The sequence below is a fragment of the Pseudoxanthomonas mexicana genome, from assembly GCF_001556105.1.
Classification (GTDB): Bacteria; Pseudomonadota; Gammaproteobacteria; order Xanthomonadales; family Xanthomonadaceae; genus Pseudoxanthomonas_A; species Pseudoxanthomonas_A mexicana_A.
The window spans coordinates 86,923-108,178 of the sequence record NZ_LSIF01000059.1; the positions used below are offsets into that span (position 1 = coordinate 86,923).

The 21,256-nt window shown below is 69.1% G+C and carries 19 protein-coding genes; 7 read left to right on the top strand and 12 right to left on the bottom strand.

Translation table 11 applies throughout. The features are described from left to right. Positions 1 to 275 precede the first annotated feature (275 nt). Positions 276 to 1,223, top strand: coding sequence for a DMT family transporter (locus AX730_RS10335; protein WP_062355801.1), 948 nt, complete (start codon positions 276 to 278; stop codon positions 1,221 to 1,223). Positions 1,224 to 1,244: 21 nt separating this feature from the next. On the opposite strand, the gene AX730_RS10340 is transcribed toward AX730_RS10335, so the two are convergent. The 5 genes from AX730_RS10340 to AX730_RS10360 all read right to left on the bottom strand — a co-directional run bounded on the left by AX730_RS10340 (position 1,245) and on the right by AX730_RS10360 (position 7,382). Beyond that, on the bottom strand, positions 1,245 to 1,667 hold the full coding sequence (locus AX730_RS10340; protein ID WP_062355804.1) for a universal stress protein: 423 nt from the start codon (positions 1,665 to 1,667) through the stop codon (positions 1,245 to 1,247). A gap of 93 nt (positions 1,668 to 1,760) precedes the next feature. Then, positions 1,761 to 2,831, bottom strand: a complete 1,071-nt coding sequence (locus AX730_RS10345; RefSeq protein WP_062355809.1) for a GGDEF domain-containing protein — start codon at positions 2,829 to 2,831, stop codon at positions 1,761 to 1,763. Between the two features lie 88 nt (positions 2,832 to 2,919). Next, positions 2,920 to 3,639, bottom strand: coding sequence for a pseudouridine synthase (locus AX730_RS10350; RefSeq protein ID WP_062355812.1), 720 nt, complete (start codon positions 3,637 to 3,639; stop codon positions 2,920 to 2,922). A 54-nt stretch (positions 3,640 to 3,693) separates the two neighbouring features. Continuing rightward, positions 3,694 to 5,346, bottom strand: coding sequence for a GGDEF domain-containing protein (locus tag AX730_RS10355; protein ID WP_232310228.1), 1,653 nt, complete (start codon positions 5,344 to 5,346; stop codon positions 3,694 to 3,696). A gap of 137 nt (positions 5,347 to 5,483) precedes the next feature. Further along, on the bottom strand, positions 5,484 to 7,382 hold the full coding sequence (locus AX730_RS10360) for a DEAD/DEAH box helicase (RefSeq protein WP_062355818.1): 1,899 nt from the start codon (positions 7,380 to 7,382) through the stop codon (positions 5,484 to 5,486). Positions 7,383 to 7,571: 189 nt separating this feature from the next. Between AX730_RS10360 and AX730_RS10365 the strand changes: the two genes are divergently transcribed. From AX730_RS10365 to AX730_RS10375, 3 genes are read left to right on the top strand one after another with little or no spacing between them, the layout of a single operon-like run. Next, on the top strand, positions 7,572 to 8,075 hold the full coding sequence (locus AX730_RS10365; RefSeq protein WP_062355924.1) for an RNA polymerase sigma factor: 504 nt from the start codon (positions 7,572 to 7,574) through the stop codon (positions 8,073 to 8,075). Positions 8,076 to 8,105: 30 nt separating this feature from the next. Continuing rightward, positions 8,106 to 8,777 carry a hypothetical protein gene (locus AX730_RS10370; RefSeq protein WP_062355821.1) on the top strand — a complete coding sequence of 224 codons (672 nt, stop codon included), beginning with the start codon at positions 8,106 to 8,108 and terminating at the stop codon, positions 8,775 to 8,777. Positions 8,778 to 8,801: 24 nt separating this feature from the next. Beyond that, positions 8,802 to 9,032, top strand: coding sequence for an RNA-binding S4 domain-containing protein (locus tag AX730_RS10375; protein WP_062355824.1), 231 nt, complete (start codon positions 8,802 to 8,804; stop codon positions 9,030 to 9,032). 160 nt (positions 9,033 to 9,192) lie between these two features. Here the strand turns inward: AX730_RS10375 and AX730_RS10380 are convergent, their stop codons facing one another. Next, entirely contained in the window at positions 9,193 to 10,335 is a 1,143-nt protein-coding gene (locus tag AX730_RS10380; RefSeq protein ID WP_157074197.1) for a COG3904 family protein, read from the bottom strand. A 119-nt stretch (positions 10,336 to 10,454) separates the two neighbouring features. Then, positions 10,455 to 10,844 carry an MAPEG family protein gene (locus AX730_RS10385; RefSeq protein WP_062355830.1) on the bottom strand — a complete coding sequence of 130 codons (390 nt, stop codon included), beginning with the start codon at positions 10,842 to 10,844 and terminating at the stop codon, positions 10,455 to 10,457. A gap of 416 nt (positions 10,845 to 11,260) precedes the next feature. Here AX730_RS10385 and AX730_RS10390 point away from each other — a divergent pair, with 416 nt between their 5' ends. Next, positions 11,261 to 14,464, top strand: coding sequence for a putative bifunctional diguanylate cyclase/phosphodiesterase (locus AX730_RS10390; RefSeq protein WP_062355833.1), 3,204 nt, complete (start codon positions 11,261 to 11,263; stop codon positions 14,462 to 14,464). Positions 14,465 to 14,467: 3 nt separating this feature from the next. Here the strand turns inward: AX730_RS10390 and AX730_RS10395 are convergent, their stop codons facing one another. The 3 genes from AX730_RS10395 to AX730_RS10405 all read right to left on the bottom strand — a co-directional run bounded on the left by AX730_RS10395 (position 14,468) and on the right by AX730_RS10405 (position 18,021). Further along, positions 14,468 to 15,607: a DUF1501 domain-containing protein gene (locus tag AX730_RS10395; protein WP_232310229.1), complete on the bottom strand. Its 1,140-nt coding sequence runs from the start codon at positions 15,605 to 15,607 to the stop codon at positions 14,468 to 14,470. A 2-nt stretch (positions 15,608 to 15,609) separates the two neighbouring features. Further along, complete coding sequence (locus AX730_RS10400) at positions 15,610 to 17,007, bottom strand: DUF1800 domain-containing protein (protein WP_062355836.1); 1,398 nt, start codon at positions 17,005 to 17,007, stop codon at positions 15,610 to 15,612. Between the two features lie 117 nt (positions 17,008 to 17,124). Further along, complete coding sequence (locus AX730_RS10405; protein WP_062355839.1) at positions 17,125 to 18,021, bottom strand: LysR family transcriptional regulator; 897 nt, start codon at positions 18,019 to 18,021, stop codon at positions 17,125 to 17,127. 113 nt (positions 18,022 to 18,134) lie between these two features. Between AX730_RS10405 and AX730_RS10410 the strand changes: the two genes are divergently transcribed. Further along, a complete protein-coding gene (locus AX730_RS10410) occupies positions 18,135 to 18,536 on the top strand; it encodes a DoxX family protein (RefSeq protein ID WP_062355843.1) in 402 nt (133 codons plus the stop codon). Between the two features lie 333 nt (positions 18,537 to 18,869). Here AX730_RS10410 and AX730_RS10415 read toward each other — a convergent pair whose 3' ends face one another. Further along, positions 18,870 to 19,259 (bottom strand): SpoIIAA family protein, encoded by a 390-nt coding sequence (locus AX730_RS10415; protein WP_062355846.1) that lies wholly within the window; start codon positions 19,257 to 19,259, stop codon positions 18,870 to 18,872. 101 nt (positions 19,260 to 19,360) lie between these two features. Further along, positions 19,361 to 20,038, bottom strand: coding sequence for a GNAT family N-acetyltransferase (locus AX730_RS10420; protein ID WP_062355849.1), 678 nt, complete (start codon positions 20,036 to 20,038; stop codon positions 19,361 to 19,363). A gap of 97 nt (positions 20,039 to 20,135) precedes the next feature. Between AX730_RS10420 and AX730_RS10425 the strand changes: the two genes are divergently transcribed. Further along, positions 20,136 to 21,239, top strand: a complete 1,104-nt coding sequence (locus AX730_RS10425) for a DUF1615 domain-containing protein (RefSeq protein ID WP_062355852.1) — start codon at positions 20,136 to 20,138, stop codon at positions 21,237 to 21,239. Positions 21,240 to 21,256: the final 17 nt, after the last annotated feature.

A 21,256-nucleotide genomic window follows, 5' to 3' on the forward strand; every position in this document is an offset into this window, starting at 1 on the left:
GGGGGTCCTGCGGGTCGGTGCGGCCGTGGCGCGCGACCATCGCATGACCGGCAGTAGGCGTCCAGCCGCACGGTTCCTCTAGGCTCTCTGTGGGAGCGACGTAAGTCGCGATGGAACGCCGGGATCCGACATCGAGCAGGGCATCGAGCGATGGGCCTTCCCGTCGAACCGGCAAGAAGCTCGCGACTTACGTCGCTCCCACAGCAGGGCCGCGCATGTCCGACCCGTACCATCCCCATCGCCAGCCAAGCAGTGCTTCAGCGACAATGCGCCCCATGCCGATGACCCCGACCGCCAAGGCCCAGCTGCAGATCCACCTGTGCGTGCTGCTGTGGGGCTTCACCCCGATCCTGGGCAAGCTGATCAGCCTGTCCGCCCTGCCGCTGGTGTGGTGGCGCATGCTGATCGTGGTGGTCGCCCTCGCCTTCCTGCCGCGCGTGTGGCGCGGACTGCGGGCGATGTCGCCGAAGCTGGTGCTGGCCTATTGCGGCATCGGCGCGATCGTCGCGCTGCACTGGTTGACCTTCTACGGCGCGATCAAGCTGTCCAACGCCTCGGTGGCGGTCACCTGCATCGCCCTCGCCCCTGCCTTCACCTCGGTGATAGAACCTTGGCTGACGCGCCGGCCGTTCTCCTGGCGCGAACTGCTGTTCGGCGTCGCGGTATTGCCGGGCGTGGCGCTGGTGGTCGGCGGCATCCCCGACGGCATGCGGCTGGGCGTGCTGGTCGGTGCCATCTCGGCGTTGCTGGTGGCGGTGTTCGGCCCGCTCAACAAGCGCCTGATCGACCACGGCGAACCGCTGACGATCACCGGGCTGGAACTGGGCGCCGGTACGGTGCTGCTGACCCTGCTCGCGCCGCTGATGCCGATGCTGTTCCCCGCCTTCGCCGGTGACCTGTTCGTGTTGCCCGGCCTGAAGGACGGCGCGCTGCTGGTGGTGCTGTCGCTGGCCTGCACGCTGCTGCCGTTCGCGCTGTCGCTGGTGGCGCTGAAGCACCTGAGCGCGTACGGCGTGCAGCTGGTGACCAACCTGGAACCGGTCTACGCCATCGTACTAGCCATCGTGCTGCTGGGCGAACAGCGCGAGCTGACGCCGCTGTTCTACCTCGGCGTGGGCATCATCCTCGCCGCCGTGTTCCTGCACCCGCTGGTGCAGCGCCCGAAGCGCATCGAGCACCCGGAGATGCTGGGTACCTCCGAGGCCAGGAACGTCGTCGACTGAAACATCGTCGACGGACGCCGGTCAGCGCGCGACCAGCACCGGCACCGGGCTCAGCGCGATGACCTTCAGCGCGACCGAACCCACGAACAGCTGCTTCAGCGCACCGCGGCCATGCGTGCCGACGACCACCAGGTCGCACTTCGATGCCTTCGCCTGCTTGACGATGCTGTCCGCGGGCTCGCCGACCAGATAGGCCTCCTGGAACGGCAGCCGCGCGCGCTTGAGCGCGGTGCGTGCCTTCTTCATCGCGTACGCGGCGTTCTCCGCGTGGTAGCTCACCACGCCATCCTTGCCCAGGTTAAGGGCGACCGAGCGCAACAGCGGCGGATCGGCATAGAACAGGGTGATGTCCGGCGGTTCCGCCAGCGCGGCACTGAAGTCGACCAGCTGCCGCACGGCGGCCAGGCCGACCTCGCTTCCATCCACTGCCACCAGGATCTTCATCGTCGTGCTCCGCATGCAGGGCGAGCGCACGATGCGCCGCCGACACGGACACGATGCGTCCGCCGGTCGCAGCGCGCATTGATCGGGATCAAATCAGGCGGCGGCCACCACCCGATCGCGGCCGCTGCGCTTGGCCTCGTACAGGGCCTGGTCGGCGCGGCGGAACATGGCCTCGGCGCTGTCGTCCCGCTGCCGTGCGGCCACGCCGATGCTGACGGACACCGGCAGGCCGATCGGCAGCAGGCCGACGCTCTGGCGCATGAATTCGCACTGCAGGCGCGCTTCCTCCAGCGTGGCACCAGGCATCAGGATGACGAACTCCTCGCCGCCGTGGCGTGCCGCCAGGCCACGGCCGGCCGCCTGCGCCTTCAGCATGTCGCCCAGCGCCACCAGCACGCGGTCGCCCTCGTCGTGGCCGTGGAGATCGTTGACCGTCTTGAAGTGGTCCACGTCGAGCACCGCCACGGCGAGCGGATCGCCGCTCTGCGCCGCCTTCTGCATGGCGCCATCCAGCGCCGCCGTGAACGCGCGGCGGTTCGGCAGCCCGGTCAGCGGATCGGTCTTCGTCTGTTCCGAGAGATCGGCGTTCTGCTGTTCCAGTTCGTCCTGGTACCGCTGCATCTGCTGCTCGTACCACGTGCGCTCGTGCAGCTGGTGGCGCAGTTGCCTGCTGACGCGACGCAGTTCGAGCAACTGCACGATCTGCCGCGACAGCGCATCCAGCGCCTGCAACTGGAACGGGGCCAGTTCATGCGGCTGGTCGTCCACCACGCAGAGCGCGCCGAGCGCGAAGCCCTCCTGCGTGACCAGCGGCGCACCGGCATAGAAGCGGATGCCGTTGGCCGCGGCCACCAGCGGATTGGTCGCGAAGCGCTGGTCGAGGGTGGCGTCGGGCACCACGGTGGCGGCGGATGGATCCAGCACGGTGTGCGCACAGAACGAGGTATCGAGCGACGGATCCGGATCCGCCATGCCCACCTGCGCCTTGAACCATTGGCGGTCGCCGTCGATCAGCGTCACCGCCGCCATCGGCACGCCGCAGATGCCGGCGGCAATGCGGACCAGGTCGTCGAACGCGTGCTCGGGTTCGCTGTCGAGGATGTCGAAGCTGCGCAGCGCGGCCAGGCGCGCTGCTTCGTTGTCCGGCTTGGGCGGTCGGCTCATGCGATCGGTAAGGAATCAGGACGGCGGCAGTATGCCTGCGTTCGCTAAGCACGTAAGCACCACTGACGCGACCGCGGTCACGCTACCGCTACCAGACCTCCTGCTGCGGCAGCAGGCCGCGCAGTTCCTGGTCGGTGAGGTTGCGCCAGCGCCCGGCCTTCAGGTCGCCCAGCTTCACGTTGTCGATGCGCACGCGCCGCAACTGGGTGACGCGGTAATCGAACGCCGCCGCCATCAGGCGGATCTGGCGGTTCAGGCCCTGGGTCAGGGCGATGCGGAAACCGAACTTGGCGATCCGGCTGGTGCGGCACGGCAGCGTCATCTTCCCGTGCACCCGCACGCCGCGCGCCATGCCGCGCAGGAACTCGTCGGTCACCGGCTTGTTCACCGCCACCAGGTATTCCTTCTCGTGGCGGTTCTCCGCGCGCAGGATCTGGTTGACGATGTCGCCGTTGCTGGTCAGCAGGATCAGGCCTTCCGAATCCTTGTCGAGGCGGCCGATCGGGAAGATGCGCTGCTCGTGGCCGATGAAGTCGACGATGTTGCCGTCCACCGACGACTCCGTGGTGCAGGTGATGCCAACCGGCTTGTTGAGCACGATGTAGACATGCTTGCGCTTACCCGGTTTGGCGGCGCGCACCTTGATCGGCTGGCCGTCGACGCGCACCTCGTCGCCCTCGCCCACCACCGCGCCCATGCCGGCGGCAATGCCGTTGACGGTGACGCGGCGCTCGGCGATCAAGCGGTCGGCCTCGCGGCGGGAACAGAAGCCGGTCTCGGCGATGTGTTTGTTGAGGCGGATGGTCATGCCGCCATTATCCGGGATCGGCAAGCCGTCGTCGCCCGCGACGGGCGCGGTGCGTCAGTTCTCGACGTCCAGCGCGGCTTCGGCATCCACCACGCGGTCGCGTCCTGCACGCTTGGCCCGGTACATGGCTTCGTCGGCCCGGCGCAGCAACGATGCCGCGTCGGCGTCGTCCGCGATCAGCGTCGCCAGGCCGATGCTGGCGGTCACCGCCAGACCGTCGATATCCAGGCGGCTGCCGGCGGCGCTGACCTGTGTCCGCATCGCTTCCAGGCGCGCGCGGGCGGTCGCGCCGCCGATGCCAGGCAGCAGCACGAGGAATTCCTCGCCGCCCATGCGGATCACGTCCGCCGGATCGCGTACCGCCGCGGTCAGTGTCGCCGCCACCGCCACCAGCACGCGGTCGCCGGCTTCGTGCCCGTGCACGTCATTGATGCGCTTGAACAGATCGATGTCGAGGAAGCCCACCGCCAGCGAATCCGCCGTGGTGCGCGCGTCGCGCATGTGCTGTTCCAGCCGCTTCAGGCCGGCGCGCCGGTTCGGCAGGCCGGTCAGTTCGTCGGTGTCGGCGAGCGCGCGCATCTCGTCGCGCTGGCGACGCAGCTGGCCAAGGCGCAGGTTCAATACATAGGCACTGACGGTCAGGAACCAGGTGATCGACAACTGGACCGCTTCCACGCGGTACTCGATCAGCAGGCCACTGTCGGCCAGGTCCATCGCCGCCATCGTCAGGAACGGCAGCACCGATGCGATGGCGGCCGTCGCATCGGCGCGCTGGTGGCGCAGCAGCGCCACGCCCAGTGCGAACACCACGATGCAGCCCAGCACGAAGCCGAAGTCCATCGCGATGGCCAGCCGGGAGAGGCCCGCCGTCGGCAGCCATGCCGTCGCCAGGGCGAGCGCACACAGGCCTGCCGTGAACCATGGCAGCCAGCGCTGCGTCCTGGGCCAGAAGCGCGCGCCGCCGACGAGCAGCCACATCACGTACAGCAGGATCGGCGATCCCACGCAGGAAAATGCCACCAGCCAGCGCGACTCCTGCCCATCCGCGGGCAGCCAGGGCTCCGGGTAACCGCTCAGGCCGCTGAGCACCGACTGCCCCAGCACGCTCACCGCGCACAGCAGCGCGTAGCCGAAGAAGACCCGGTCGCGCGTGCTCAGGAAGCCCATCAGGGCCATGAAGGCCAGCGCGATGGCGATGGCGATGCAGGCGGTGCGCACCAGCAGGCGTGCGGTGTCGAACTGCTGCACGGGACTCGGCGCGCCGATGCGCACGGTGGGTATCCAGCCCGGCTTCAGCGGCGTTTCCCACGCCACCTGGATGGGCTCGTGGTTGCCGGCCGGTGGCACCACCACCATGCCGACGCCGGCACGGAAGCGCGAATCGCGCGTGCGCGCGTCGTGCATGCGCCCGCAGATCTCGCGGTCGCCGTGGTGCACGCGCACCTCACCGGCAAAGATGTTGAAGACGTCGATCGCCTGCGGCGCACCCGACCATCCACCGGGCGGCGCGGGAATCTCGACCCGTTCGGTCAGTTTGGCCTGCATCCCGGGCGTACAGTGACGCTGCGGGGCCTGTTCGGAGGTGGGCGCGCCAGTGACGAGGTAGTCACGGCCCGGCTGCGGGGTCGCCAGCGCCGGGCACGACAAGGCCACGAGCAGCAACAGCCACCCCGTGATCCCGCCTGCTCGTTCCCCGATCGACTTCACCAACACTCCGATACGTCGCCGCTTCCCGACATCCGGTGTGCTGGCTTGCGTCTGCGAAATGCAATTTCCGTGCCACGTGCCGGCATCCCCATGCCGGACTTGCCTCGTCACTCCCGGCGCCTACGCACCGGTCTGCGTCACTCGCGCGGCGGTCCCTTGCGGTGCGGCTTGCCGGCACCGAACGGCTTGTCGCCGCGCGGCTTGCCCTTGCCCGGCCCGCCGAACTTGCGCTGCGGCGCGGCACCCGCACCGGCACCACCGCCCTCGCCCGGCTTGTGGATGCGCAGCTGCTGGCCGGACACCCAGACCTTCTTCAGGTGCATCAGCACTTCGCGCGGCATGCCTTCGGGCAGGTCCAGCGTGGTGTATTCGTTCTGGATGTCGATGCGGCCGATGTAGCGGCTCTCCAGCCCCGCCTCGTTGGCGATCGCGCCGACGATGTTGGCCGGCTTGACGCCGTGCGCGTGGCCCACTTCGATCCGGTACGTCTCCATGCCGACGTCGGGCGTGCTGCGCGGCGGCGCGGCGGCGCGCGGACGGTCGCTGTCGGGACGTTCGATCTTCGAGCGCTCGGGCTTGTCGACGCTGCGCGCCGGACGCTCGCCCGGGCCGTCGTCGCGGCGCGGACGCTCGTCGCGCTCGCGGCGCGGCGCGTTGCCGTAGGTCTCGCTGCGGACCGGGCGCTGTTCGCGCGGCGTGCGCTCCTGCGACAGCAGCAGCGGCGTGTCGCCCTGGACCAGCTGCGCCAGCGCGGCGGCGATGTCCACCGCCGGCACGTTCTGCTCGCGCTCGTAGCGCTCGATCAGCGCGCGGAACTCGCCCGCCTTGCCGGAGGCAAGCGTGTCGGTGATGCGCGCCAGGAACTTCTCCACGCGGCGATCGTTGACCGCTTCCACGCTGGGCAGCTGCATCTCTTCGATCGGCTGGCGGGTGGCGCGCTCGATCGAGCGCAGCATGCCCTTCTCGCGCGGGGTGACGAACAGGATCGCATCACCGGTACGGCCGGCACGGCCGGTACGGCCGATGCGGTGCACGTAGCTTTCGGTGTCGTACGGGATGTCGTAGTTCAGCACGTGGCTGATGCGCTCGACGTCCAGCCCGCGCGCGGCCACGTCGGTGGCGACGAGGATGTCGAGCTTGCCGTCCTTGAGCTGCTGGATGGTCTTCTCGCGCGCCGCCTGCTGCATGTCGCCGTTGATCGCCGCCGCGGCCAGGCCACGGGCCTGCAGCTTGTCGGCGAGTTCTTCGGTGGCCGCCTTGGTGCGGGCGAACACGATCATGCCGTCGAACGGTTCCACTTCCAGGATGCGGGTCAGCGCATCCAGCTTGTGCATGCCGCTGACCCACCAGTAACGCTGGCGGATGTTGGCCGACGTCGTCGTCTTCGAGGCGATGTTCACCTCGACCGGTTCCTTCAGGTAGGTCTGCGCGATGCGGCGGATGGCCGGCGGCATCGTCGCCGAGAACAGCGCCACCTGACGCGTCTCCGGGGTCTTCTTGAGCACGGTCTCGACGTCGTCGATGAAGCCCATGCGCAGCATTTCGTCGGCTTCGTCCAGCACCAGCGTGGTCAGGCCGGACAGGTCCAGCGAACCGCGCTCCAGGTGGTCGATCACGCGGCCGGGCGTGCCGACCACGACGTGCACGCCGCGCTTCAGTGCCTGCAGCTGCGGGTAGTAGCTCTGGCCGCCGTAGATCGGCAGCACGTGGAAGCCGGGGATCTTGCCGGCGTACTTCTGGAACGCCTCGGCCACCTGGATCGCCAGCTCGCGCGTCGGCGCCAGCACCAGCGCCTGCGGGCTGGTGGCGTTCATCTTGATGTTGGCCAGCACCGGCAGCGCGAACGCCGCGGTCTTGCCGGTACCGGTCTGCGCCGTGCCCAGCACGTCGCGGCCGGCCAGCATGGCGGGAATGGTGGCGGCCTGGATCGGCGACGGGCTTTCGTAACCCACCTCGGTGACGGCCGCCATGACGGGCGCCGGCAGGCCGAGATCGGCGAACAGGAGGGGGGCGGGCGTGGGGGATTCGGTAGACATGCGGACACTCCGGGGCGTCGCGGAGCCGCACGCCGAGCCGCATATTGTGCGCCTTCGGGGGGCTCCTGTCGCGTTGCAGCACGCCCGACCGGGTCGGGACACGATGCGGCGTGATTTTTTCCGCGCCCCGGCGAATCACCTTGCAGACCGCACAATCGACCCGCTGCCGCAATGGAATCCACCCTCTCCATGACGTCCCAGACTGCTACGGCCCCGCAGGAGGGCTTCCAGTCGCTGCTGCAGGCCCACCGCGGCATCGTCGCCAAGGTCGCCGGCACCTACGCCTGGCACCCCGACGACCGCGACGACCTGATGCAGGACATCGCCACCCAGTTGTGGCGCGCCTGGCCGTCCTACGACAGCACCCGTCCGTTCGCCACCTGGATGTACCGGATCGCGCTGAACGTGGCGATCTCGCAGGTCCGCGGCCGTACGCGTGGCGTCCCGTCCGAGGCCTGGAACGAGGACCACCACGACCTGGCCGATCCGCACGCGCACGACCATGAGGGCCGCCAGCAGGTCGACCTGCTGTACCGCTTCATCCAGGCGCAGCCGCCGCTCGACCGCGCCCTGCTGCTGCTCTACCTGGAAAACCACAGCTACCGCGAGATGGCCGACGTACTCGGCCTGAGCGAAACCAACGTCGCCACCAAGATCGGCCGGCTGAAGCAGCGGCTGCGCCAGGAACTCTGACCCATGACCACCGCACACGGAAACCTCCCCATGGAACCCGATGATCTGAAACTCGCCTGGCAGGCGCTGTCGCGTCGCCTGGAACGCCATGACGCCCTGCAGACCCATGTGCTGCTGGAGCAGCGCAAGCAGAAGGCGCTGTCCAGCCTGCGCCCGCTGTTCTGGGGCCAGGTGGTGCAGACGCTGTTCGGCATCCCCTTCATCCTGCTGGCGGTGCTGCTGTGGATCAGTGGCGGACAGTCGGCCGATGGCCTGCCGTGGACGACGATCGTGGCCGGCATCGTGGTGCAGCTGTACGGCATCGCGACCACCGCGATGGCGGGTGAAACCCTGCGCCGGATCCGCGAGATCGACTATGCGCAGCCGATCGTCGATATCCAGAAGCGACTGGCCACCCTGCGGCGCACCTACATCGTCAACGGCATGTGCGCCGGCCTGCCGTGGTGGTTCCTGTGGGTGCCGCTGCTGATGGTGCTGGCCGGCCTGGGCGGGAACGACCTGTATGCGAAGGCACCGAGCGTGGTGTGGATCGGCCTGGGCGTCGGGGCGGCGGGATTGGCCGCAACGGCCTGGTTCCATCGCTGGTCGCGCGATCCATCGCGGCCGCGGCTGGCCAATGCGGTGGAGGCCAGCGTCACCGGCGGCAGCCTGCACCGTGCCCGCCGGCAGATCGACGAGATCGCCCGCTTCGAAAGCGAATGAGCGCGGCTGGCTTACACTGCGCGCATGCCACACATCGACTTCGACCTTGATCCGGACCACGACTTCGTGGAACTCAACCAGTTGCTGAAGCTGGTCGGCATCGCCGACAGCGGCGGCCAGGGCAAGGCGATCGTGGCCAGCGGCGACGTGTCGGTGGACGGCGTGGTGGAACTGCGCAAGACCGCGAAGATCCGTGCCGGCCAGGTGGTCAGGATCGACGACGTGGAGATCCGGGTCGCCAGCGGCCACGGCTGATCCCGACGCGGCCGCGCTCCAGCCTCACCTCTCGGCGTGCGAGCGGATAAAACCCTCGCCCAAGCGGCGAAAAGTCGCTCGCTCCACGCTCGAAGCCTCTCGCGAGGCGCTCAATGCTGCTCTTCCGTACGACAGACGTCTTTCAGGAAGACGTCGCCCGCTACGGCACCGCGCCGGCGCTCTCGGGCAACACCACGGGCGCATCGTCGCTGTCGGCCATGCGGTCGAACTCCGACAGCGGGCTGTCGGCCGGGCACTTGGCATCCGGGAAGCCGAACTGCGTGCGCAGTTCCAGGCCGCACGCCTGCATGTCGTCCAGCCCCGCGCCCGCCTTCTTGCACGTGCTGTCGAAGCTGCGCATGAAGGCATCGCGGCGCATCACGAAGTCGCCGCCGCAGCGGCGCATCAGCTGCAGGCGGTCCAGGTCGTCCTGCGCCGCGTTGGTGCCGTCCAGGCCGTATTCCTGCAGTTCGTCCTTGCTGAGCAGGCGCAGGCGGCGGTTGGGCACGGTCATCATCAGGTCGGCCACCGCCACCGCCACGCCGTTGCGCGACAGGTAATCCTTCACCCGGTCGTAGACGCCGCGCAGTTCCTCGTTGAGTTCGGCGCGCGTGGTGGCGGTCGAGCTCATGCGGATGATGCGGTGCACGCCGACCTTGCCGGAGATCATCCGGTTGTCGCCCGCGCCCAGCACGAACACGCATGCGCTGTGGCAGACCGAGCCTTCGCGTACCCAGATGGTCCAGCCGCTGGCGCCGATGGCGTCACCGGCCTTGATCGCGTCCTCCACCTGCCCGCCTGCGGAATCGAGGTCGAGGATGCGTTTGTGGATATCCATGCGGCCGGCGATGTCGGCCACGCGCGACACCAGGTCGGTGAAGTCGGCGGCGATCTTGCCCTGGTAGCGCAACCGCAGCACGCCGCCCTTCTGGCACGGCGACAACGCGTCGACCACGCTGAAGAACGCCAGCGATTCCAGTGGCGTGCCGTCGCCTTCCTCGGTGTTGTACTCGGCCTGGCAGCTGATCCAGGCCTTGCCGGATACCACCTTCGAGACAGGCCAGTCGGTCGGCATGCCGTCACGCGATGCCGGGGCCGGTACCGCGAGCGGACCGGTCGATACCGCGCCGTCGCCGCGCTCGGCCTGCTGCGCAGGCGTGTCCTGCGGGGCAGGATCCTGCGCCGCCTCGGCCAGCGCATCGGGCGCCACGCCGTCCGGCTCACCCACGCGGCATGCCGCCAGCCCAAGGGTGGCGATCAGCAACAACGACAGGGGCAGGCGGCAGAGAGGGAAAGACGGCATCCGATCGATCGCGGCACGACGCCGGGCCAGAGCCCAGGACGCAGGAGAGAGCGGTCTAGTCTAGTGTCAAACCCGCGGCGCCCACCCACCGTGCGATGAACCTGCGCCGGCGCACCGCGTCAGAGCAGGGCCCACAGCAACTGCAGCAGCCCCCACAGCGAGACCGCCCAGATCAGCGTGCGCAGGTAAGGAATGCCCGCGGCGTACACCGGCAGGTAGGCCAATCGGGCCCAGAAGTAGCACTGCGCGCCCAGGGCGGTGCTGGCATCGCCGCGCTCCAGCATCACCACCGCCAGCGCCGCGCCGGCGAAGAACGGGAAGGTTTCCAGGAAGTTGCGCAGCGCACGGTCGACCCGCGCGGCAGCGCCCGTCAGCGGCGGCAAGGCGGCATCGCGCGCGCCGACGTTCCACTTCAGCCCGCGCTGGCGCGTGGTCAGCGCCGCCCCCAGCAGGACGTGCACCAGGCCCAGCGCAACGGACCAGGCGAGCATCTTCAGTTCGATCGGCATGGCGGCGGCTCCCGGTGGGCGATGCCGCGCACTCTAGCGCGGCCGGACGACGCCCATGTGCCCCGTGGACGGTCGAACCCAGCGTATTCGACGTCCCTGCAGCCGCCGACACGCGCGTGTTCAGGCGTGCTGGCCGCACGATGGTCGCCGTCCACGCCATGGGTCGCGAAGGTCGACGCAGGTCGCGTCCGTACGCATCAGCCCGATCATCGCGGGGTTCACGCAGGTAGCGGCGTCGCGACCTCGTGCGCGACCTTCGCACCAGCCGGCCCGCATCCTGCACGCTGGATGCTTACTGCTTGGCGTCCTGCCGTAAACCGGCGTCCGTGGTCCCTGAACAACACGGCAGCGCTTGCGGCTTGCCGGTGATTTGGGTATCACAGTGCCACGGAGTGTCGGCTCCGCAGGGGAATGCAGTGGCGATACACCAGGACCTTTGGCGGCCTGTCCAATGGGCACAGCGCTTCGCGGCGGCATTCGCCTGGCTGCTGGCCGCCACCTTCATCCTGGTGGACGCCGGCAGTGGCCACGTCCTCGACGACAGCGTGCCGGTGGTCGGCGTGCTGGTGGCCATCGCCACCTGGCGCAGCCCGCAGCGGCCCGTGCGGTTGGCGGTGGCCGGCCTGCTGACGGCACTGCTCCTGATGCACCTGTGGCAGTTCCATGCGCTGGGCATCTGCCTGGTGCTGGCAGCTGCGACGATCATCGCGTGGATGCGGGTCTGGCGCGGATTCTGGCCCGAATTCGTCATGCGCATCTTCGCCGCCGCGCTGCTGCTGCTCGCCGTGCAGCCGGTGCTGGGTGCGCTGCAGCCCGGCGGAACCACGACCGAGATCGGCTGGTCGTTGTCGCTGACGGCGCTGGCCATGTTCCTGCTGGTGTACACGCCAACGCTGCGCGACGGCCGCACCCTCGACACCAGCACCGAGCTGGTCGCGTTCGTGCTGGCATTCGCGCTGATTGCGCTGGTCGGCTGGCATGTTCCCGGCAGCCTGGTCGGCAAGATGGGGGTGGACTTCCCGCCGATGCGTCCGGTCTCGACGCTCTGCGTCGCGCTGGTGGCCCTGGCGCTGCTGCTGCGCCAGCGGGAACAGGAGCGCGCAGCGTGGATGGTGCTCGCCCTCGTCACGGTTCCGTTGCTGCTCACCCTGTTGCAGACACTGGGCGACATCACCACGCCCGCCAATACGTTGCTGCATCGGCTGGGGTGGCTGCCGCGCCCCACGACACCCATCATCGGCGGGTATACCGACTACGGCGTGCTGACCGCGTGGCTGGCCGTCGCCGTCCTGCCGCAATCGTTGCAGCGCTGGGAAAGCGTGCGTTGGGGCATCACCCGCGGACTCGGCATTGCGATGGCCTCGGTCGCGGGCATGGCGACGCTGGGACTGCTGATCCAGTTGCCGTACCACCGCGAAGGATTGTCGATCTACCAGATCTCGCTGACGGCGTCGGCGCAGCTGGTGGCGCTGGGCCTGTCGCTGGCGGTGGCCGGCGAGAACTCGCTGCGCGAACGCATGTTCGGCGTGCTGCCGATGGCCGCGGCGTTGATGCTGGGTGCCCTGTATTGGACGGCCGCATCCGGCGATCGCGACGCGATGGCGCGCAACGTGATGAAGACGCAGGCCGCCAGCACCACGCCGACCTTCCTGCGCGGCATCGAACTGCGCCGCGGCGCGCTGCGCCAGTTGTCGGCGTCGCTGAGCGCGGCCGTGCCGGCGTCCGCGGAAGGCTTGTTCGACCACTACGTCAACGACATGGTCGGCGCCTTCGCCGGCTTCCGCGTGGTCCGCAGCGTGGGCGAGGGCGGCGAGTTCCGCTGGGTGCAGCCGGGCTTCGAGGCACCGGTCGCGCCCTCCCCGCCCATGCCGGTGGCGGATGCGGGCCACCTGCAACCGGTTCCCGGCGGCTGGTGGCTCACCGTCGACACCGCCGGACGCCGCACGCAGGGCTTCATCGCGCTGGACGATTTCGTGAGGACGCTGAGCAAGGCGGTGCTGTCGGATCGCCCGGTGCGCGCCTCCGCCGCCGGCATGCCCACGCTGGAACAGGGACGCCCGCAGGGCACACCGCTGTCGATCGAGCGCGTGGCGCTGCCGGGCCATGAGGTGCAGCTGGAACTGTGGGCGCCGCCGGCGCTGACTTCGTTCACGCTGCCGCGCGCGCTGGTCGTCGGCGGTCTCAGCAGCGGCCTGCTGATCGCCTTCGTGCTGTTCCTGCTCGACATCTCGCGACGGCGCTCTTCGGAAGCGGCGGAAACCGCGCGCTCGCTGCTGCTGGAAACCGAACGCCGCCTCGATGCACAGCGTCGCCTCAACGATGCGGCCGCGCTGGACAGCGCGACCGGCCTGCCGCGCTTCTCCGCACAGGCCACGCTGATCACCGAGAAGATCGCGGGACCCTCCGCGTACGGCCATGGACTGGCGATCGTCGACCTCGACGGTTTCGGCATGGTCAACGACTCGTTCGGCCACGACGGCGGCGACGAAGTGCTGCGGCGGATGGGCCAACGCATTTCGGTGGCCTGCGATGCGCAAGGCAGCGTCTACCGCTACGGCGGCGAGGGCTTCCTGGCGCATTTCGCCGACATCGACATCGACCAGCTCACCCGGCTGGCCGAAGACATCCGCCGCGCCGTCGGCCAACCCATCGCGCTGTATTCCACGCATCCGTCGTTCACGGTCACCGCCAGCATCGGCCTGGCGCACTCACCCGAACACGGCACGGACCTGCAGACCCTGCTGCGCAGCGCCGACGAAGCGCGCTACCTGGCCAAGCGCGCCGGCCGCAACCAGGTGCGTCTGCCCTCGGCGAGTTCGCAGCAGGAGGCCAACGATCGCCTGAGCCGCGTGACCGCCCTGCGCGAAGCCGTCGCCCGTGGGCAGTTGCGGCTCGCTTACCAGCCCGTGGTGGCCGGCGACACCTCACAGCTCACCGGTTTCGAAGCCCTGGCGCGCTGGCGCCACCCGGTATGGGGGGAGGTGCCGCCCTCGGTCTTCATCCCGCTGGCGGAAAGCGCGGGACTGATGGAAGACGTTGGCCACTTCGTGCTGGAACAGGCCTGCCAGCAGCTGGCGCGCTGGCGCGGCATGGGGCTGCGTACGCTGGGGATGGCGGTGAACCTGTCGCCCAGCCAGCTGGGCCAGCCTACGCTGGCGCCGTGGATCGCCGAATGCCTGCAACGCCACGACCTGCCGGCGAACGCACTGACCCTGGAACTCACCGAAAGCGTGCTGGTGGAAGACATGGGCGCCGCCCAGGAAATGCTGCAGACGCTGCACGCGCTCGGCGTCCGCCTGGCGCTGGACGACTTCGGCACCGGCTACTCCAGCATGGCGTACCTGCAGCGCCTGCCGCTGGACATCATCAAGATCGACCGCAGCTTCGTCGACGGCATCGCCGCCGAAAGCACCGACCGCGCGATCGCACGCACCATCCTCGTGCTGGCGCACGAAATGGGTATGCGCACGATCGCCGAAGGCGTGGAAACGTCCGAACAGATGCATGCACTGCGGCAGATGGGCTGCGACGAGATGCAGGGTTATTTCTTCGGCCGTCCCATGGAAGTCGAGGAAGCCACCACGCTGGCGCGCGGCGAGCTGCGCCACGCCGCCAGCTGAGCCTCACCCACGCAGCAGCCCGGCCATCGCCGGGGCGTTACTGCTGTCGGGAAACACGCGCGTGTCGAGCGCCGTACGGGCGATGCCCAGATGATCGCCCACCACCCCCTTGAACACGCCCCGCAGGTCGTTGGTCGCGCGCAGATCGCGGCCCTCGTTGAGCTGCGCACGCGCCAGTCCCGGCCAGTCGCCGGCGATACGCCCACCCGCCACCGCACCGCCGGCCAGCATCGCCAGCGTGCCGGTCCCGTGGTCGGTGCCTCCGGTGCCGTTCACCGCCGCCGTGCGGCCGAACTCGGTGACCACCATCACCACAGTGCGCGCCCATTCGCCACCCATTCCGTCGTGGAACTGCTTGAGGCCCTGGTCGAGTTCCGCCAGCTTTCGCGCAAGCACCGGCGCCTGTTGCGCATGGGTATCCCAACCGGCGTTTTCGACGAAGCCGATGCGTGGACCATCAACCGCGGCCATGAAGCGCGCCGCCGCCGCCATCGCCTGCGGCAGGCGCGCGACGTTGCCGCCGGCCTGCATGCCCTGCGCGGCCATCGCCTGTCCAAAGGGATGCGCCAGCACCGCGTCAGCGGCATAGAGCCGCTGCAGATGCTGCAGCAGGATCGGATTCACCTCGTCCGGGAGCGGCGGCGACCATGTCGTCGCGTCCGCCGGACCGCGCAGGATCAGCGGCATCACCGTGCTGACGGACAGTGCACGCGATGTCGGCAAGGCCGCGACGCACCGGTTGAGCCACCCGTTCGACGCGCCGCCTGTCGCCGCTGCGCCACTCTCCAGGTTGTCCTGCGCTTCGAAGTGCGAGCGCTGCCGGTACGGCGGGGCGACCGCCACGATCGGCAACCATTCGCGGCGGGCATACAGCTCATGACTGAAGGCGAGCGCCGGATGCAATGCGAAATCCGCGTCCAGCCGGCGGGCATCCGGGACCGCCAGACGACCGCGCAACGACGCGTATTGCGGGTCACCGGCGGGAATCACCGCGTGCAGGCCATCCAGGCCGCCGCGCAACAGCACGATCAGCAGGCGTGTGTCGTTGCTGCCGGTGGCCCGCGCGAAACGCGGCCACATGCTGAGCGTCGTTGCGGCCGCACCTGCGGCAAGGAAATGGCGTCGGGTCAGCGACATCGACATGATCACGTCCTCCATTGGAAAGCGGGACTGGCGAACAACAACGCCAGTCCCTCCCGGGGCGATTCGGCGCGCTGGATCGCCAGCCGCGTGTCGGCGTCGAGCGCATCCCCGAAGACGGCGGCAGCGGTGCGTACGGGATCGGGGTGCTCGCCCGCCGCGGTCTCGGCCAGTGATTGCGCGGCCTGGATGCGTTTCCATATCGCGTCCGCGCCGCTCCAGTCTGCGGCCGCGTCGGCGAAGCCTGCCGGCGAGCGCGGCGTGAACGGGGGTTGCCCGAGCCGTCCCAGCAGGCTGACCAGCGCGCGCGGCTGCACCAGCGTCGTCGCACCGGCACCGCGCAGCATCGACACGACGAAGTCGTCCGGCGTCTTCAGTTTGCGTGCATCGGCCGCCCACGCCTCGTGGCTGTCGATCAGCGCGGCGTACACCGGCCGCAGGGCGCCCGCGTGCCGCTGCCAGGCCGCGGTCATGCGCTCGATCACCGCAGGCGGTGGTGCATCGCTGATGAAATGCCGCGCCAGCTTGCCGCACACATGCCGCGCGGTGGCCGGATGCATCGCCAGGTCGCGCAGGATCGCGCGGCCCTGCGCTTCGCCATCGGCGGCGTAGCGACGACCGAGCACCAGGCGCGCCCCCGCATCATGCGCATTGGCACGGAACTGGAAGATCGCCGCACCGGGACCGGCCTGCGTGGCGCGCGCCGCCGGCACGCTCCAGCCAGTGATCGCGCGTGCGAGTTCACGGACGTCGTCCTGCGTGTAGCCGCCATCGACGCCCAGCGTGTGCAGCTCGAAAATCTCGCGCGCGAGGTTTTCGTTGAGGCCGGCGCGCGGCGCCGTGTCATTCCGCGCGCGTCGCCGCTGGCGCTCCGCCAGCCGCGACTGCTCTCCGACGGAGCGCACGTTGTCGAGGTAGCGCAACATCGCCGGATGCTGTTCGACCGCCAGCAGCAGGCCGGCGAAGTCGCCGGTCGCATGCGGACGGATCGCTTCGCGCTCCATCGGTGCGGCGTAGAGCGTCGCCGTGCGCTTGTCGAGGGAGACGGCGAAATGGTTCGACCAGAACCGCACCAGCCGTTCGACGAAATCCTGTTCGGTCACCACCGCCTGGCGATAGCGCCAGCCGAGTTCCGTCTGCTGCTGCCTGCCGAACCGCTCGCGGAATCCCATGACCGCTTCGCCGGGTTTATCGGCCCGGCGCGCTTGGCGGCGGTCGCGCTGGTAGTCGTACTCCGCCTGCAGATAATCGCCGCTGGACGGCAGGTCCGCGGGCGCGACCGCAGGCACCGCACGCAGCTGTGCATGCAGCCAGCCGCGTGGATCGTCGATACGGTCGAGCGTGCCCGGGCGCGCACCCAGCCCAAACCGGTTGGCGGCGCTGACGGCTTCGCGTCGGATCATGGCGTGCTCCTCGGGTGCGACAGGCATGCCAACGCACGGCCACCGCACGCGTTGACATCGCGAACGGGGTCTTCAGTGAGGTCATCGTGTTTTCACGCGCCTGAATACGCCTGCGAGCTACACCCGCGCCTCACGCAGTTGCGCGACGAAGGCGCGTCCTGCCGGACCCGGCGGCGCGTCCTTGCGCCACACCGCGCGCATCGGCATCTGCGCATAGCGCGGATCGGCTTCCGCGATCCGCAGGCGTTTCAAGCGGCCCGTCGCCAGATCCTCCTCGACGATATGCAAGGGCATGTGTCCCCAGCCCAGGCCGGCGCGCAGGAACGCATGCTTCGCACCGAGGTCCGCCAGCCGCCACGTCAGCGGCGACTGCACGGCGAAATCGCGGCCCGCCGTCAGCGGCGTGCGATCCGTCAGCACCAGTTGCACCTGCTTCACCAAGGTCTTCGTCGGCACCGTCCCTCGTACGGCCGCCAGCGGATGCGCGGGCGAGACGACGGTGACGAGCGGCACCGGCACCAGCGGCTCCACCGCCAGGTCGTCAGGCAGGTCCGGCAGTGAACCGACCACGCCGATCCGGCAGGTTCCATCGAGCACCGGCTGGATCACGCCACCCAGCACCTCGACGTACAAGCGCAGCGGCGTATGCGGAAACGCGGTGCCGCTGTGGGCGGCAGCGCGGGTCAGCGCCTGCATCGGGAACATCACGTCCACCGCGACCGACAGTTCCGGCTCCAACCCCTCCGCCACGCTGCGAGCGCGCGCCTTGAACGTGTCCATGTGCTCGGCCACGGCGCGCGCTTCGATCAGCAGCGCATGGCCGGCATCGGTGAGTGTCGGATAACGGCTGCTGCGATCGAACAGCGTCACGCCCAGTTGCAGTTCCAGGTTGGCGAGCGTCTGGCTGACCACCGATTGCGCGCGTCGCAGCTTGCGTCCCGCCGCGGAAAAACTGCCCTGCTCCGCCGCCGCGATGAAGGTGCGCAACTGGTCGAGGGTGACGGCGTCCAGCATGTATCGCTCCAGACGATGGATTTCATCGAAATATATAGGCTTCCGGGATGCCTGGCGACGGCCTAACCTGCGCTCCGTACCCGCTGCACCCACCTCATTCCCCGGAGTCCACCATGTCCACCGTCACCGCTACCCGCACCCCTGCCCTTCGTGGCGCCGCCGACCTCGTCGGCCGCACTCTGCTCGCCTCGCTGTTCATCATTTCGGGCCTCGGCAAGCTGGCCGCCTACGCTGGCACGGCCGGCTACATGGCATCGGTCGGCGTTCCCGGCGCCCTGCTGCCGCTCGTCATCGCGCTGGAAGTGGTCGGCGGCCTGGCCATCATTGCCGGCTACCGGACGCGCATCGTCGCCAGCCTGCTGGCCCTGTTCTCGATCGCCAGCGCCGTGCTCTTCCACAGCGCCCTGGGCGACCAGATCCAGCAGATCATGTTCCTGAAGAACATCGCCATCGCCGGCGGCTTCATCCTGCTGGCCGCGCGTGGCGCCGGTGGCTGGAGCGTCGACCAGCGCTGATGGATCGCATCGGACAGACACGAGAACGCCGGCGCGCCGCCGGCGTTCTCGCGTTGCGCGGACCGAACGACCACGCGGCCGTCCATGCTCCGCCGTGACCGGTGTGCCACCCGTGCGGACTGCCCCCGCGCCGTGCTGACACCGGCTGGCCGGTTGCTTCCTGGCACGGCGTTGATGCGGTTACAGGGGATTTCACGGCGCGTTCGCGCCGCTCAGGTTCGGATAGCACCATGCACCGCGCACCCGCCCCCTTTTCCATGCTGCACCGCCTGGCCTTCATGGGACTGGGCATGACGCTGGCGGTGCTCAGCGGGGCGCTGTTCCCGTAGCGGATCAGGAGGTCGCGGAATGCGGATCCACTTCCGCCGCCCATGCCAACGCACGCATGCGTTCCTCCTGGGCGAACGTGCGCAGGTCCGTCCGCGGCATGATCCGGTCCGCCAGTTCCGTCACGGCCACCAACCAGCGCTTGTCGGTCACCACGCCTGCCCGGGCGAAACGTTCGTATTCGCCCCGCTTGGACAACGCGTAGCGCAGGTCCTTGCCGACGACCTCCAACGCCAGGCCATGCAGGTCGCTGATGTCGCTGATCACGCCGATGCGCGGAAAGCGCGCCAGCCGGGATTCGAGATCGGCGATGCAGGTGTCGTAATCCGTGCTGGTGAGCTGGTCGGTGAAACGGTACGCCGCCACATGGGGCGGACTGGCCAGGATCTCGATCATGCGCACACTCCGTGGAAGCCAGCGGCGACCTTAGCCGCGCCAGCGCATGGACGCGTCAAATCCGCTTCACGAACCTGCACCGTTCCGGCACACCGGCATCATCACTGACGACGCTTCAGCGACCAGAAGCCGATGTCGCGTCTGACGCGATAGCCGAGTTGTTCGTACAGCGCCTTGGCGCGCGAATTCTCATGACTGACATGCAGGAAGGGTTGCACGCCACGCGCCAGCGTGTGGTTGGTCAGCCAGGTGGTGAGGTGGCGCGCGTAACCGCGACCCGTGGAGTCCGGGTGGGTGCAGATGGCGCTCATCTCGCGACGGTCCGCACTGCCGAGGCGTTCGCCGATCATCGCGGCGAGCCGGCCGCCCTCATAGATGCCGAAGTAGTGCCCCAGGTCCATCGTCCGCGCGCGAAAATAATGCGGATACACGAGCGCCGTCAGCGCAAGCACGTCATCACGATGCGCGTCGTCGAGTGGAACGATGTCGGGCCCGTCGACAACGGGCAGTGGTGTGTCGCACACCATCTGCGCCAGCGGATGGAATGCCTGCAGCGTCCAGCCCACGGGGGTGTGCGGTGCCACGCCGAGCAGGTAGACCGCCTCGCCAGGTGCGACCAGCGACTCGATCGCGTCGTCCAGCGACACTCCGGCAGACGATACGCCCAGGAACGGCGCATGGTCGGCGGGATAGCGCGCGACATCGCCCGCGCGCAGCGCGATGTCACGGTGGATCGAATCCAGTGCGGACCAGAAGGGGTTGTCGAGGGCGGTGTCCATGATCGCGGAAGTCGGGCAGTCCCGTGATTATCCACGCGCACGCATGGTCGCGCCCGGTCCTCGTGCATCGGCGTGGCCTGCTCCGTATGCTGCACGCATGACCCTGCACGCCACGCGCCATTTCCTGCCCCGTATCGCACCACTGCTGGCCATGCTGTTGCTGGCCGGCTGCGTGACCGCCCCACCCGCGCCGACCCGGCCACCCGCCGATACCCGCAGCGAGATCGTGCGCCGGATGCCCGCCAAGGTCGCCGAGCGCGAACGCTGGGCCGCGGACATCGAAACCGCCTTCGCCGCGCAGCGCATCGAGCCCACGACGGAAAACATCTGCGCGGTACTGGCCATCACCGAACAGGAATCCGGCTACGTCGCCAATCCTGCGGTGGCCAACCTTCCCAGAATTTCGCGCGGCGAGATCGACCGTCGTGCCGCGACGATGCACGTACCGAAGTTCATGGTGGATGCCGCGCTTGCGCTGCGCTCGCCCGATGGGCGCACCTATGCGGAGCGCCTGCGCACGGTGCGTACCGAACGCGACCTCAGCGACATCTACGAGGACATGATCGGCAGCGTGCCGCTCGGCAAGCGGTTGTTCGCCGACTACAACCCGGTACAGACCGGCGGCCCGATGCAGGTCGGCATCCCGTTCGCCGAATCGAAAGCCTCCGGCTATCCGTATGCCGTGCAGGGCAGCATCCGCGACGAGGTCTTCACCCGCCGCGGCGGCCTGTATTTCGGCATCGCCCACCTGCTGGGCTACGAGACGCCCTATACACGCAAGGTGCATCGCTTCGCCGACTACAACGCCGGCTGGTACGCCAGCCGCAATGCCGCCTTCCAGCGTGCCGTCGGCATCGCCGCCGGCGCAACGCTGGCACTCGATGGCGACCTGCTGGATCCCGGTGCACCGCTCGACAAGCCCGGGCAGACCGAACGCGCGGTGCGCTCGCTGGCCGACGCGCTGCGCATGGATGACCGCGCGATCCGCGGCGCGCTCGAGCAGGGCAACCGCCTCGCCTTCGGCGACACCGACCTGTACGCACGCGTCTATGCGCTGGCGGAAGCGCGCGCGGGCACGCCGCTGCCCCGTGCCGTGATACCCGGCATCACGTTGGAAAGTCCGAAGATCACCCGCGAGCTGACCACCGCCTGGTTCGCCACGCGCGTGGACGAGCGGTATCGGAACTGCCTGCAGCGCTGACACGGCCACCGCGGTCA